The organism is Rubritalea spongiae (assembly GCF_042652385.1).
Lineage (GTDB): Bacteria > Verrucomicrobiota > Verrucomicrobiia > Verrucomicrobiales > Akkermansiaceae > Rubritalea > Rubritalea spongiae.
In genome coordinates, this window is sequence record NZ_JBHSJM010000001.1 from 1,056,557 (window position 1) to 1,071,676 (window position 15,120).

Sequence of the window (15,120 nt, forward strand, 5' to 3'; positions counted from 1 at the left end):
GACAAAGCTAACACATCCCATTTTTCATCCGATGAACAACATCACTACGGAACCAGAAAACGAACAATCGCTGTTCAACTCAGACTTACGCGACCGCGACCGCGCAATGCTCCAAGACGTGGCGCATCGCCTACTCGCACACGGCTCACTTCTACGCGCACGCCCAGCAGAACGACCACTCTACGACTGGGCGATCGAGCACCAACCGTGGCTCGAAGAATGGGCAACACTATTAGGTCTAAAAATTATCATCCAGCGTGACGATCGCCTAATTATGGCGATCCCTGAAGTCCCTTCGCTTACTCGCAAACTTAAGCGCGATGAAACACTCGTCGCACTCGCACTCTGGTACGATTTCGATGTCGAAGTCCGAGAAAATGGCGCCCACGATGTTTACTTCAACGTCCGCGACTTCAACGAGCAATTCCAAAGCAAATTCCCTAGTATGCACCCGCTCTCCCAGTCGCGTATGAAAGAAATCCTCCGTCGCTTCGCTCGCTTCAATCTCATCGAAATGGATTGGGAAGACGACTTCACCGACTCCACCATCCAGATTTTACCAACCCTCCGCTTTGCCATCCCATTTCCAGGAATCGAACAATGGGTCAAAGCTGCCAGCGCCTTCGATGCCGACACCGATGACGCCGACGCCATTCTCGAAGAAGAAGCTAATGTCCTAGACGACGACACAGAATCTGACGAAACACCCATCGCTACGGCTGAAATAAACCAAGAGAAAGCTACTCCTAGCAATCACCCCACATCTGAAAAACCTCTCCTCGATGACGAAGAGGAAGAAGAAGTCGGCCTCCTAGACGACGAAAAAGAGTAATTCAACATTCAAAATTTAACATTCAACACTCTTTCGCATGAGCCGAAAAATCGAACTCACTCGCATCCACGCCATTAACTGGTTTGGTTACCAAGACATCTTTGACATCCACGGAAACCTCCTCATCGCAGGTGTCACTGGTTCAGGAAAATCCATTCTGATGGATTTGATCCAGCTGGTACTTATTGGCGATCAGAAATCCAAGTATAACCAATCCGCGACTGGTAAAGCGTCCTCACGCACACTTAAGTCCTACTGTCTCGGCGACACCAAAGACGAGATCGATGGACTCCCGCAGTATATGCGCAATGATGGAGCTACTACCTACGTTGCTCTCGAATTCACGTGGCCAAATTCTGAAAAGGTAGAAACGTGGGGTCTTCGCATCGAGTTCGACAGCGCCGCGCAAAACCAAGCATCGCGCCGCCACGGATTCATGATCCCCCGTCGCCTCGACAAAGCCGACTGGATTGACCAGTTCGACTTCCCACTCGATTGGCCAGGCTTCCGTGACTTTGTAGGTGAATCCGAAGGTCGAGTCTTCGACACCATGGAATCCTATCGTCGTGAAATGGCTCTCCCTAGCCACCTCAACTACGACCGCGACACCCTCGACTACCTCCTTCCAGCAGCCATGTCCTTCACCTTCTTGGACAACTTTAACAAATTCTGCCGCAACTACGTCCTCCCACCAGACGAAGTACGCATCCAAGAAGTACGCGACTCCTACCACGCCTTCCTCTCACTTCGCCGTGAACTCAGCGCCCTTCGACGTCAACTCGACTTGTTAGAATCTATTGGAAAAGATTTTAAGACGAACAAACAATCGTTGATCGACAAAAAGCTCTATGCAGACATTTCTCGTGACCTCAAATGCGAGGAACTTCGCGAAATGGTCGAAGAGCTCGAAGAGGAAATCAAAGAGCTCGAAGAACAAGCGAAATCCGAGAACACCCGTGAGAACGAGCTCGAAGGCCAGCTCAAACAAGGCCGCGAGCGACGCGACATTCTCCGAGATGCTCTCAATGAAACCGAAGACGGCCGCCTATTCCTGCACATTCGAGAAGACAACCGTAAACTTGTTTCTCAAATCAACCAGCTGCGCGAAGCTGGCCAAACCATCGGCGAAGCTCGCGTCCTCCGTTGCCGCATGATCCGCAATTGGGTTGAAGCACTGCAAAAAACTGGCATCAAGCTCCCGCACACCATGGTTAAGGCTGTGGAAAAATCCCTCAAGGCCACCGAGGAATGCGAGCTCCACCAGCTTACCGAAAACCTCGAAGAGCTCGCCGACTCCGTAAGAAACCTCCACTACGCATCTAAAGATGCCGAAAAACCACTGCGCGAAGAAGTGGAGAAAAAGGTCAATAAGCTCCGCGCCCTCTCCGCCAGACTCGAAACCCTAGACCGAGGAAAAGTCTCTCAGCGCTCAGCCTTGTTAGACTCCATTAATTCCTCACTCCCACGCCGCAGAAATGGAGACCCAGCAGCATTCGCCCTCCGCGAACTCTGTGAGGTCAAAGACGAACGCTGGCGCCCGGCTATCGAGATCGCATTCACGCGTAAATTCGCCGTCGTCGTCGAGCCCGAAAACTACCGCTACGCGGAAACAATCTACCGCGAGATGAAAGGTGGCGCCCCTGGCGAATCACTCATCAATCCTGACCAAGCACTAGACCTAAACTCTCGCTGCGAGCCAAACTGCCTCGCTGACCTTATTGAGTGTCACGACCCGGTCGCACAAGCCATTGTCAATCACCTCTTCGGTAGGCTCATCTGCGTGGAAGACGCGAAAGACCTCACCAAGTATAATGCATCTATCCTCCCAGATGGCTTCACTTATCGCCGCCCATTCGCTGAGCGTCGTGCGCATTACGACAACATTCCCTACATCGGCAGCAAAGGTCTAGAACAACAAAAAGTCACTCTCGAAAATGAACGCAACAAAGTCCGCAAGGAACTAGAACGCCTTCAGCCACTCGCTGAACTGTTAGCCGAGTGCGAACAAAACTACCGCCGCCAAAAGCTAGACAGCCCAAGCTTAGGAGCCCAGCTCTCTGACCTCCAACAGCTCAAGAGCTGCGAAGACAGACTGCAAGAAAATATCAACCGACTCAAAACCATCGAAGATGGTGGCTTCGAAGAAAAAGAAGCGGAACTCGCAAACCTCGATTACACCCTCTCTGGCTACGAGCGCGAACTCAAAAGCCTGCGTAAATCTGAGCTCAAACTCGAGCTCGGCCGTCGCCAAGGCTCACTCGAGGACTATCAAGAGCAACTCGAAAAAGCAGACTCCGAACTCACCCGCTACCGAGCTGAAACAGAGGGCCTCGGAGATCACTCTGATCGCCGTGAGCTACTCTATCAGAATCTAACTACTGAGTTCCCAGCACTTGACCTCGCCGTCGGCCAAGCAATTCGCCTAGAACGAGCTTGTATCGACCGCAGTCACCTTTCATGGGCATCAGTCGTCGAAACTCGCAAAGAGCTCGCCCGCGAGTTCCCAATCTACAATGAATTTTCACCAGAGGACGAAGAAAATAAAGCTTGGGATGAACGCCTCGAACGTATCGCCAACAGCGACATCCCCGCCTACGAGAGTAAGGCCGAGCGCGAGGAACGCAATTGGCAAGAAATCTTCCGCAAGCAAGTCCTCGTCAAGCTCCGCTCCGCTCTCATGCGCGTGGACATGACTCTCAAGCTTCTCAATAAAGAGCTTAAGAAACCAATTGGAGTACACCTCTATCAGATCCGCAAAAAACGAAATCCTGATTATGCGGTCTATCAAAAGCTCGTCGACAACAGCGCTCTAGCAGACGAAGGCTCACTCTTCTTCGACTCCATCGACGCTGAAACCAAAGAAGAAGTAGAACGCATTTTCGACACCTTAGTCGAAGATCCTAACAACGCTGAAGCTCTCAACTTCCTCGACTACCGAAACTACTACGACTACGACATGTCTGTCCTCGACACGCGTGATCCCGATGGGCGCGAAACTTCCGTCGACAAACAGTCAGGAAAATTCTCAGGAGGAGAAAACCAGTCCCCCTACTTCATCGCCATCCTTGCCTGTTACCTACGTGCCTACCACCGCTACGAGCGCCGAGGCAAAGAACCCAGTATCGGCCTCGTACCCATCGATGAAGCCTTCTCTAAGCTATCAGGTGAGCGTATCCGTGACTGTATCGACGCTCTCACTCAGCTCGGTCTCCAAGGAGCCTTCTCAATGTCCTCAGGAAACATTCCCTATGCCATCGATCTCTGTGATCAAACCATGGTCGTCTCCAAAAAGGAAACTAAGAAAGGTCGTGTGAATCACATTCGCAATATCGCTGTCTCACTCACTCGCAAAGAAGCCACCGAGAAGCTCGTAAAATAATATACTCATAACACACTCCTCAACTTGAGGTTTTTTAAGAAGAGAGCCCAACCCGGCTCTCTTCTTTTTTACACAAAACGCAAAAGCAGTCTCCCCTAGGCTTCGCTTCTTTGTTACTGGACATTTGGCAGCTAATAGATAGCAAGGAACCGCTAGCTAGGTTTGCAAATCGCATGATATCTGCATGCCTAGCATGAGACACGCACTACTATTCACTACTTGCATCGCAAGTACCATTTCCTCCACAGAAGCGCAAGAAGCCCCTTCTGAATCCAATTCACCTGATGATAGTTTAGCTCCAACTACCATCATTGCCGAATCTCCGGATATTGAAACCACTACCAGCCCTTATGGAAAAATTTTAAGTCCCATCACCGAAATTCCTCGTTCAATTGACATTATCACACGCAAACAGTTTGAAGAACGTGGGGCATTAAATGTCCAAGACAGTTTGGGCTATACTGCAGGCGTTTTCGCTGGCCCCTTCGGCTTCGACACTCGACTGGATGATTCAAAAATCCGAGGGATTAACCCATTAAATTTCCAAGACGGCTTTCAGTCGCATTTCCGTTTTTACAATACTACACGCCCTGAGATCTATGGGACAGAGAGTGTAGAAGTCATCAAAGGAGCCTCTTCAATCTTATACGGACAAGGTGCACTGGGTGGGATTGTCAACACGATTTCAAAGCTCCCACAAGAGACGGCTCAAAGAGAGATTAACCTCCAATACGGTAGTCATGACAGGCGTCAGGCAGCCTTCGACTTTACTGGACCTATTGGAGAAAGCGGTAATTTTTTCTACCGTTTGGTTGGATTAGTCAGAGAGAGCGGCACTCAAGTAGACTGGGTCAATGATGATGCACTTATGTTGATGCCTTCTATAACTTGGAAACCAAGTGATGACACGAGCCTTACCTTGCTTGCTTCTTTCCAAGACAATAACGGTGGTTCATCTATTCAGTTCTATGATGCGGCTGACCCACAAATCGCGAGTGTAAATATAGATTCAGATGACTTTTTCGGTCAACCTGGTTGGGACAAGTACGATTCTAAGCAATCTGCTTTTTCATTATTCTTTGATCACAAGATAAACGATATTTTCTCATTCAATACAAATGCCCGTTATTCACAAGGAAGTGTCGACTACCGTTATGTTCAAGCTCTACCATCTTCGCTAACTGGGAGCTTCGGCTTACCTAACCCACAAGCCGGCTCACTCTATGGAGCCACGTACAGAGATGAATCTAGCTCCGACATCTGGTCAGTAAACTCATCCATCGTTGCCGATTTTACTACTGGCAACTTAGAGCACAAAGCTGTATTTGGTATCGATTACGTCGAAGCTGTCACCGACAGCAACAGACCAACCAGTGAACTCGGCACCGACCTACGAGGCTATAATGTACTCTGGGGCGGAACACCATTCTTCAGCCTACCGCAGACAATCAACTTTGCTGATCCCGCCTATGATCTGAGCATTTCAGATCTGCCATATGATCAGAGGATTTCACAAAGAATCACCCAGGTAGGCTTAAGACTTAGCGATGTGATTAAGCATAAGAACTGGATATTCTCTCTCGGAGCTCGCTACGATACTGTGGATCAAAAACACGACAGAAATTATGACATAGCTGGCTTGCCATTAGATAAATCAAGTTCTGACTCAGCATTCAGCTTTGACGGAGGCGTCATGTATCAATTTAGCAATGGTATTACACCTTACTACAGCTACTCAGAAGCATTTGAAGCTCAAGACGTAGACTTCACTACAGGAAAATCATTTGATCCAAGAACTGGAAGACAACATGAAATTGGTCTCAAATACCGACCTAGCAATAGCAATACATTACTCACATTTGCTATGTTTGATATAGAGGAATCCAATCGTCTGGTTTCTGCCAATGGAGTCTCTAACACCCCTGTAGATGCCAGCTACCAAGGTGCCGAACTAGAAATTCAGCACAGATGGCACGACTTCTACTTCCAAGGAGCCTTAACTCTTATGCAAACAGAAACTGGTGATGAGTGGTCAAGTGATCCAACGATCGGAGATAAGCTACCTAATATCCCTGATCAACAAGCCAGCGCATGGGTTACCTACGCTCCTGAAGCTGGCAAATTAGAAAACTTCCGTTCAGGTCTTGGTATTCGATATATTGGAGAAACCTACAGCCCTTCAAACTCCCTAAACACGGATGATCAAACTTTAGTCGACGCAATGATCGGTTACCGCATTGGTGACATTGATCTACAACTAAACGCAACCAACCTTTTTGATAAAGAATATGTCGCAGGCTATTCTGAAGGCGCTACAGGTCAGGGACAATTCTGGGGTTCCCGTCGCTTTGTAAACCTCTCTGCCACTTATCACTTCTAGCAGCTACCCCTGTTCGAAGTTATAGTAAACCGCTGACGGCTCTCTCCGTCAGCGGTTTTAGCCTTTATTGAAGCTTCTATTCGTTTTCTCAGTGCTCGCTATTTCAAAAAAATTAGGAACCGCCCTCTACATTGCTTTGGTAACCCTCCTGACAGCGGAGGCTATCGCAATGAGTTTTCTATCTCTGGTTGTAGATCACAGTAGTGGATGGGTCGTAGTTTCAGCACTCGTAGTACTTCCTTTATGGGGAGCTTTGATAACAGCTATCTACTGCTCTTCTAGACCATGGAGACTGTCATTGTTCATGTGGGCAGTGATCCTCATTTTTTCGCTCTACTTTTTTATCCTACGATGAACTCTCATACACGCCAGAAGGTTTGGAAATTACATTCCTTACTGGGCATTATCCTAGGTCTACCTCTTTTCATCATCTTCTTAGCTGGTTCCTTTGCCTTTTACCAAAACGAAGCAATTCATTGGACACATGCTGAGATGATTGAGCCAATTCCAGAAACAACTCCTTCATTAGACTCGATAGTCCATGAAATGTCTCTCAAAGCTGGTGAATTAAAACAGGTCACATTCCGCGTTGCTCGACCAGAACGTCCAGTTACTGATATTTATTGGAAAAATCAAGGTGATGAATGGAGCCACTATTGGAATTTACCAACCAGTAATCAGACGATCGAAGCTACAGACCACGATGCTGACTATCTTCACTTTCTTGTAGATTTACACTATTTTGATTTCCTCCCTTACGGGCGGATGATGACTGGAATAATTGCCACACTATTCTTTTCCATTATCCTTACTGGTGTCATCTATCAATGGAGAGGACTAAAAAATGATTTTAAATGGTCACGTCTAAAAAAAACTGGCCGAGGTTTTTGGAAAAATTGGCATCGAACATTATCAGCTGTAACTATGCCGTTTCAGGCTATTTACTCAGCCACTGGCGCAGTGTTAACGATAGGTCTGTTAGCCTCGGCACCAGCCATTGTTCTTTTTTTCGACGGATCTCAAGAGAAATTGGAAGTAGCGATTTCACCAATCGAGCACGTGACCTCAGACCAATCTAGTCACCATATACAACTTGATCTCGCCCGACGTAAATCTGAAAAAATATGGGGATACCAAGTTGAAACATCCCTTGTGCAAGTGATCTCACATGAAGGAAAGGCTCCGACTATCATCGTGGAAGGAAGGGAGAAAGGATTCCGGTTTTTAAGACAACACCAAATAGCCTTTACAGCTGATGCCTCTGTCATCCAATCCGCAGGACCAGGTGAAATGCTCGGTGCAGCTTTAATTGAAGGTATAGTTAACCTTCACTTTGGTATTTTCGGAGCATTTTGGATCAAGATCGCCCTCGGAGCTCTAGGACTTGTTGTCGCGTTCTCGACCGCTGCTGGTATACTCATCTTACTACAACGCCATCAGTCAGGAAAACGTGCTAGGTGGCTGACTATTCTCGAAGCTCTTACTTACTGGGTGATCGCTGGATTCCCCTTAGCTATAATGGTAGGACTCACCACAGCCACAATCGCTATTGAATATTCCGTAATCTCATTTTGGTTAACACTCGGAGTAGTATTTCTCATCTTATTAATTCGAAGGAAAACTCCTCAGCTCCATCGCTATTATATTCTCACTGGACTTGTTAGCTGGGGAGCACTCGTCTCTTTTGCCATAAAAAATTACACATCTGCATTCCCTCTAGGTTCCCCCCATCAAGAATTCGTGACTATTTTTAGCCTTTGTATTCTTGGTTACGGATTCCTGATGTTCGCTATCGCATATTACATCAACACAAGGAAAACTCCTCAACTTCCAGAAAAGTCCTAAACAGAGAGCTGTTCTCTTTTACTAGAATAATAAAAAGCCCTGAACCGCGTGTGCAATTCAGGGCTGCAAATTTTAGTCAGTATTAGACTAGGAATCTAACCGTAGTAGCTCGGCTCATTGCCAGGCTTCCACTTGATGTTGCAACCAGTCGCTGGCTTAGTGTCGAGAATAGGCGTTCCACCCTCGATCAATTGGCGGATCGCTAGCTTCAAATCACGACCATCTACCGGTAAATTATTCTTCGGTCGAGAGTCATCAAACTGACCAGCATAGAATAAACACCCTTCTTTATCTAGCAAAAAGAAATCAGGGGTACACGCAGCATGGTAATCATGCGCCACTTGTTGGCTTTCATCGTAAAGGTAAGGGAAGTCCCATCCATACTCTTTAGCAAACTCAGCCATCATTTCAGGCGCATCCTGTGGATAATTTTCCACATCATTAGAACTGATAGCCACCGTGTTCACACCCCAAGCTTTCATTTCAGCGGCCATCTCTCCCACTTCTTTTGCCAGATGAATTACGAAAGGACAATGGTTACAGGCGAAGATAACTAATGTGCCTTTCTCCCCGAGAACATCAGCCAGAGCATACTCCCTTCCACAACCGTCGGTTAAAGTGAAATCAGGAGCCTTCTCTCCTGCCTGCAATGTAAATGTCGATGGTACTTCAGCCATGCAGCAAGTCTAGCAGCATCACGACAGGGTCAAGAACTAACCAATACCCCTTGCGGCATTCATTAAATTTACTCAGTAATCACCAAGTTCGCCGATTTTTTTCGGACACTAATAAAACCATAGACCACGAAAGCCAGTGACAATAATTGCTGTCCCATAAGTATCGGTTTCCCCTGTAAAAACATCAAACTAGCCATACTCACATTCATCAGCATAAAAAAGCCCCACCCCCAATTGCTTCTCTTTGCCATATAATAACTACCAAATAAGAACCCTAACATCACCCCAAATTCTAATACTTGAGCAATAGAGCCAATCCCACCATGTGTCGATACGCTATAACTCACCCCTAAAACTAATGCCGCGTAAGTACACACAGAAACAAGCACATTTGCGATCTGTTTAGCCTGTCGCTCTTCACTGATACTATTGTATAAGCCAAGTAACATTGATGGAATTCCGCCAGCTTCTACTGACGCAGCTATCCAATTCTGATGCCCAGCCAAAATAATAACCCATGCCGGAACACCTAACAAATAAACCAACCAAGCTGTAATTTGTAGCTTAGTTGAATTTACTCGCGACTTTGCTCCCAGTGAAAATAGAACCTTATTGGCTAAATAACAGGAACCACCCCAAACCTGCAAAAACATAACTACATGTGCATAAGCACATCACTATTACTTACCTGCTGAGTGAAATCTGCCATTTTTTTATACCCCATACCATGTATCACCTACAATCTGGCAAAGACAGCAACATGCTCAGTTAGACAGCGTCCTCTCGTAACACCTCTTCGCGGAGATTGTCGATGATATAGAGCTGGCGATCTGGAGTATTCTTGCCCATATAAAAGGTCAGCATTTCTTTAAGACTCTTCCCTTCCTCCATCGTCACTGGGTCGAGACGCATATCATCACCGATCATGAAGGCAAACTCGTCTGGTGAAATCTCACCAAGCCCTTTAAATCGTGTAATCTCTGCTGCCTTGCCGCATTCTTTAATCGCGTTTTCACGCTCCTCGTCATCGTAGCAATAGAAAGTCTTCTTCTTGTTGCGCACACGGAATAATGGAGTCTGAAGAATATATACATGCCCTTCACGAATCATTTCAGGAAAGAACTGTAGGAAGAACGTAAGCAGCAACAAGCGAATGTGCATTCCATCCACATCGGCATCCGTTGCTATCACCACTTTATTGTAACGTAAACCTTCCAAACCATCCTCAATGTTCAAAGCATGTTGAAGCAAATTGAACTCCTCATTTTCATAAACAATCTTCTTGGTAAGCCCAAAAGAATTAAGTGGCTTACCACGTAGTGAAAATACGGCCTGCGTTTCTACATCTCGACTCTTGGTAATCGAGCCACTCGCGGAATCACCTTCGGTTATGAAAACCGTCGTCTCCTCACGGCGCTTGTGCTTAGAATCGAGATGAGCTCGGCAATCACGCAACTTTTTATTATGCACCTTCGCCTTACGCGCACGCTCACGTGCCAATTTTTTCACACCTGAAAGCTCTTTGCGCTCTCTCTCAGATAGAAGAATACGCTTCTGCAGCGCCTCGGCCACAGCTGGATGCTTGTGCAAATGGTTATCCAAATGCTCCTTGAGGAAATTCAGCACAAAAGTGCGCACGGTCTCGCCGTCGGGTGAAACCGTAGTCGAGCCTAACTTCGTTTTTGTTTGAGATTCAAAAACCGGTTCTTCCACGCGAATTGAAACCGCAGCCTCGATCCCCGCTCGAATATCTGAAGGGTCGTATTGTTTCTTAAAGAAATCACGAAGCACCTTCACCACCGCTTCACGGAAAGCCGCCAAATGTGTACCGCCCTGAGTCGTATGCTGGCCGTTGACGAAAGTATAGTAATCCTCAGAGCTGCTAGCAGCGTGGGAAAAACAGATATCCAGATCCTTGCCGCTAAGCATGATTGGCTCATACAATGGCTCCTCATCCATCTCCTCGCGCAGCAGGTCTAACACCCCATACTTCGATTTAAACTTCTTTCCATTGTAGACTACGCAAAGCCCTGGATTCAGGTAAGAATAATAGCGACACATCTTCTCCACGTATTGCTCGCGAAAGCGTGTCTTCTGAGGAAAAATGGTACGATCGATATCAAATGCAATACGTGTCCCGTTTGGAGCATCATCTTTGGCTGGCGTTTTCATCTCCTCGACGACCTCGCCTTTACTAAACTCAATCGCTTTAGTTTCGCCTTCGCGCCACGCTTGAATCTCAAAAAAATCAGAGAGAGCATTCACCGCCTTGATACCAACACCATTAAGACCGACAGACTTTTTAAATGCCTCAGAATCGTACTTCGCGCCAGTATTAATCTTAGCAGCACAATCCATCAACTTGCCCAGCGGAATACCGCGACCAAAGTCACGTACTTCCACGCGCCCTTCTTCATCAATATTCACATGAATCTCAGCACCGTGCCCCATCACAAACTCATCAATCGAGTTGTCCATCACCTCTTTTAACAGAATGTAAATGCCGTCCTCAGGACTGGATCCGTCAGCTAATTTACCGATGTACATCCCTGGACGGAGCCTAATGTGCTCTTTCCAGTCTAAGCTCTTAATGTCGTCTTCTGTATAACTTGCCATGGGTAGATCTTCTGATTCGCTCTAATGCTTAACCTGCCCAAAATAATTTATCAGCGCAACATCTATTAGAATCTAATCTATCCTTGAAAGTTTCGAGTCTTCCTCGCAAGTTCTCGCTCATGGCCGACAAGCGCTTCAACTCACTTCCTGGATTCCGAGACTTTGCTCCGAATGACTGTGCGATTCGTAATTACCTTTTCTACACTTGGCGCAAGGTCGCACATCGCTATGGATTCGTTGAGTACGAAGCTCCCATCCTAGAAGCCACCGAGCTCTACCAGAAAAAAACTGGCGACGAACTGAACACCCAGCTTTTCCGCTTCGAAGACCAAGGCAAACGCGATGTCACCATGCGCCCAGAGCTCACCGCCTCACTCGCTCGCATCGTCTCTGGTAATCAGCGCAACTACCCGAAACCAATGAAGTGGTTCGAGATTGGCCCCTGCTTCCGCTACGAGCGCCAGCAGAAAGGCCGCACCCGCGAGTTCATTCAGTTCAATGCCGACATCATCGGCGAAAGTAACCCAGCTGCCGACGCCGAACTCATTGCTGTAGCCATCGACACCATGCTCGAACTCGGCTTCACCGAAAATGATTTCATCATCCGCGCCTCTGACCGTCAATCCTGGCTCAGCTATTGCGAGTCCAAAGGCATTGAAGACATCACAGGTTTCCTCGGCATCATCGACAAGATCGAACGCATGAAGCCAGAGATCCTCAGTGAGAATCTCGCTAAATATAATCTCACCGAAGCAGAAGTACGCGGATTCATCGAAGATCCAGCTAACGCCTCCGAGTCATTCCAGCAGATCCAGCAAAACCTCGAAGCGCGTGGACTCGGCAAATACCTCAAGCTCGACCTCACCATCGTCCGCGGTCTCGCCTACTATACCGGCACCGTCTTTGAAATCTTTGACACCTCACACAGCATGCGCGCCATCGCTGGAGGCGGCCGCTATGATGACTTACTCAAGGTCCTTTCCGACGGCATCGTTGACCTTCCCTGCACAGGATTCGCCATGGGCGACGTCGTGATCCGCAACTTCGTTGAAGAAACTCCGCACGCCAAAGCGAAAATGGACGCATGGCTTAAAACACAAGCTCCATGTGATATCTACGTAGTCATCGCGGATGAAACCCAGCGACTCAACGCCCTAGGCGTGATTAGCGCTCTACGAAATGCTGGGCACAAAGTCGACTATTCAATGGTCGAAGCCAAGTTCAACAAACAATTCAAGACCGCCGAAAAACTCGGCGCTACCAAGGCAGTGATCGTCGGGTCTGAATTCCCGCAGCTCCAGCTTAAAGACCTGGACAACAGAACAGAAGAAACCCTTGAATTAGAGCAAGTCATCGCAGCTCTCGCTTAATTTCACCACGCTAAAATGCTTATAGCTTTGACTCGACAATTTGAGCCACATCGCTACACCCACCCATCTACATCATTTTTTCTCATGAGAACACATACTTGTAACGGCATCAGCCGCTCAGACATCGGAAACACTGTCACCCTCATCGGTTGGGTGAAATCCAAGCGCGACCAAGGCGCAGGCCTCATCTTCATCGACCTTCGCGACCGTGAAGGCGTCACTCAGGTAGTGTTCAAACCAGAGATCAATAAAGAGAACTCCGAGCTCGCAGAATCTTTCCGCTCTGAAGACGTCATCCAGGTCACAGGTACTGTCGAAGAGCGCCCAGAAATCGACGGCCAATCCACCTTCAACACCGAAATTGCAACTGGCGAGGTGGAACTCATCGTTTCAGAGGTCAAAGTCATCAACCGTGCAGAAGTCCTGCCTTTCCCACTCGATAAGCCAGTCAACAACGAAGACCTCCGTCTCAAGTACCGCTTCCTCGATCTACGCCGCCCAGCAATGGCTCGCAACATGCAGCTTCGTCACCGCATCACTAAAACCACACGTGACGTACTCGATGAAGACGGCTTCCTCGAAATCGAGACCCCGATCCTTTCCAAATCCACTCCAGAAGGAGCACGCGACTTCCTTGTTCCATCACGTCTCACACCTGGTAGCTTCTACGCACTTCCACAGGCACCACAGCAATACAAGCAGCTGCTCATGTGTGGTGGCATTGAAAAATACTTTCAGATCGCACGTTGCTTCCGCGATGAAGATCTCCGCGCTGACCGTCAGCCGGAATTCACCCAGATCGATATCGAAGCATCCTTCGTCACCCAAGACGACATCATCGGTCTCACCGAGAAACTTCTCGGCCGCGTCTTTAAAGAGTCCATCGGAGCTGAAGCGCCAGCCTCCTTCGAACGCATTACTTACCAAGACGCCATGGACACCTATGGTTCTGACAAGCCAGACACACGCTTCGGCCTTCACCTTACTGACATCGGTGACATTTTCACAAACTCACAGTTCAAGGTATTCTCAGGAGCCCTCAAAGCAGGCGGCTGCATCAAAGCAATCAACGCCAAAGGTCTCAACTCTGCCTCCGTCGGCCAGATCGACAAGATGACTAAGGCGGCCATCGAAGCTGGAGCAAAAGGGCTCGCCTACATCCAAGCTCGTGGCCCTGAGCCAGCTGACTGGCGTTCACCAATCACCAAATTCCTCAGCGAAGAAGAACTCCAAGGTCTCAAAGAAAAGCTCAACATCGAAGAAGGCGATCTCGTTCTCTTTGGCGCTGGAGACTGGGACACAGTCTGTGAAGTCCTCGGCCGAGTCCGCCTCATGTGCGCTGACTACCTCAATCTCCTTGAAGGCAACACGGATCTTAACTTCCTCTGGGTAACCGAATTTCCTCTCCTTCACTTCGACAAAGAAGAAGGTCGCTGGCACGCAGTCCACCACCCCTTCACACGCCCAGTCCCAGAAGACGAAGCCAAACTCAAAGCCGGTGAATACGCAGGCCTCCGCGCGCAAGCATACGATGTCGTTCTCAATGGTTACGAGCTCGGTGGTGGTTCTATCAGAATCCACGAAGCTGACCTCCAAGACGCCATGTTCACAGCCCTGGGAGTCAGCGAAGAAGAGAAGAAAACGATGTTTGGCCACATCCTCGACGCCTTCTCATTCGGTGCCCCACCACACGGTGGACTCGCACTCGGTCTCGATCGCGTAGCAATGCTCGTCTGTGGCACAGACTCCATCCGTGAAGTTATCGCCTTCCCGAAAAACAACAAAGGCACCGACCTCATGTCAGACTCCCCAGCGGAAGTCGACTTCAAGCAGCTCCGCGAACTCTACGTTCAGAGCACTGCTAAAAAGGACAAAAAAGGCCAGCCCCAGCAGCCAGCTCCAGCGAAGTAAATTACTCACTTTTCTAAGATCAAAAAAAAGCGTTTCCGAACAGTCGGAAACGCTTTTTATTTAGAGTCATGTCCACAAGTAATGGCACTCTAATGTATCGAATAATGGGT

Annotated in this window: 9 protein-coding genes; 6 read left to right on the plus strand and 3 right to left on the minus strand. The window is 48.1% G+C overall.

What is annotated here, in order from left to right:
• Positions 1-31 precede the first annotated feature (31 nt).
• The 4 genes from ACFPK9_RS05010 to ACFPK9_RS05025 all read left to right on the plus strand — a co-directional run bounded on the left by ACFPK9_RS05010 (position 32) and on the right by ACFPK9_RS05025 (position 8,436).
• Positions 32-832, plus strand: a complete 801-nt coding sequence (locus tag ACFPK9_RS05010; RefSeq protein ID WP_377093680.1) for a DUF4194 domain-containing protein — start codon at positions 32-34, stop codon at positions 830-832.
• 37 nt (positions 833-869) lie between these two features.
• On the plus strand, positions 870-4,211 hold the full coding sequence (locus tag ACFPK9_RS05015) for an SbcC/MukB-like Walker B domain-containing protein (protein WP_377093682.1): 3,342 nt from the start codon (positions 870-872) through the stop codon (positions 4,209-4,211).
• A gap of 184 nt (positions 4,212-4,395) precedes the next feature.
• On the plus strand, positions 4,396-6,591 hold the full coding sequence (locus ACFPK9_RS05020) for a TonB-dependent siderophore receptor (protein WP_377093684.1): 2,196 nt from the start codon (positions 4,396-4,398) through the stop codon (positions 6,589-6,591).
• Between the two features lie 285 nt (positions 6,592-6,876).
• On the plus strand, positions 6,877-8,436 hold the full coding sequence (locus ACFPK9_RS05025; protein ID WP_377093686.1) for a PepSY-associated TM helix domain-containing protein: 1,560 nt from the start codon (positions 6,877-6,879) through the stop codon (positions 8,434-8,436).
• Between the two features lie 95 nt (positions 8,437-8,531).
• On the opposite strand, the gene ACFPK9_RS05030 is transcribed toward ACFPK9_RS05025, so the two are convergent.
• From ACFPK9_RS05030 to ACFPK9_RS05040, 3 genes are all read right to left on the minus strand, one after another.
• Positions 8,532-9,113, minus strand: a complete 582-nt coding sequence (locus tag ACFPK9_RS05030; protein WP_377093688.1) for a thioredoxin family protein — start codon at positions 9,111-9,113, stop codon at positions 8,532-8,534.
• A 68-nt stretch (positions 9,114-9,181) separates the two neighbouring features.
• Positions 9,182-9,766, minus strand: coding sequence for a hypothetical protein (locus tag ACFPK9_RS05035; RefSeq protein WP_377093689.1), 585 nt, complete (start codon positions 9,764-9,766; stop codon positions 9,182-9,184).
• A 115-nt stretch (positions 9,767-9,881) separates the two neighbouring features.
• The gene (locus ACFPK9_RS05040) at positions 9,882-11,729 is read right to left on the minus strand and encodes a DNA topoisomerase IV subunit B (RefSeq protein ID WP_377093691.1); all 1,848 of its coding nucleotides are present in this window, start codon (positions 11,727-11,729) and stop codon (positions 9,882-9,884) included.
• 119 nt (positions 11,730-11,848) lie between these two features.
• Between ACFPK9_RS05040 and hisS the strand changes: the two genes are divergently transcribed.
• Positions 11,849-13,099, plus strand: coding sequence for a histidine--tRNA ligase (hisS, locus tag ACFPK9_RS05045; RefSeq protein ID WP_377093692.1), 1,251 nt, complete (start codon positions 11,849-11,851; stop codon positions 13,097-13,099).
• Positions 13,100-13,183: 84 nt separating this feature from the next.
• A complete protein-coding gene (aspS, locus tag ACFPK9_RS05050; protein ID WP_377093693.1) occupies positions 13,184-15,010 on the plus strand; it encodes an aspartate--tRNA ligase in 1,827 nt (608 codons plus the stop codon).
• Positions 15,011-15,120 lie beyond the last annotated feature (110 nt).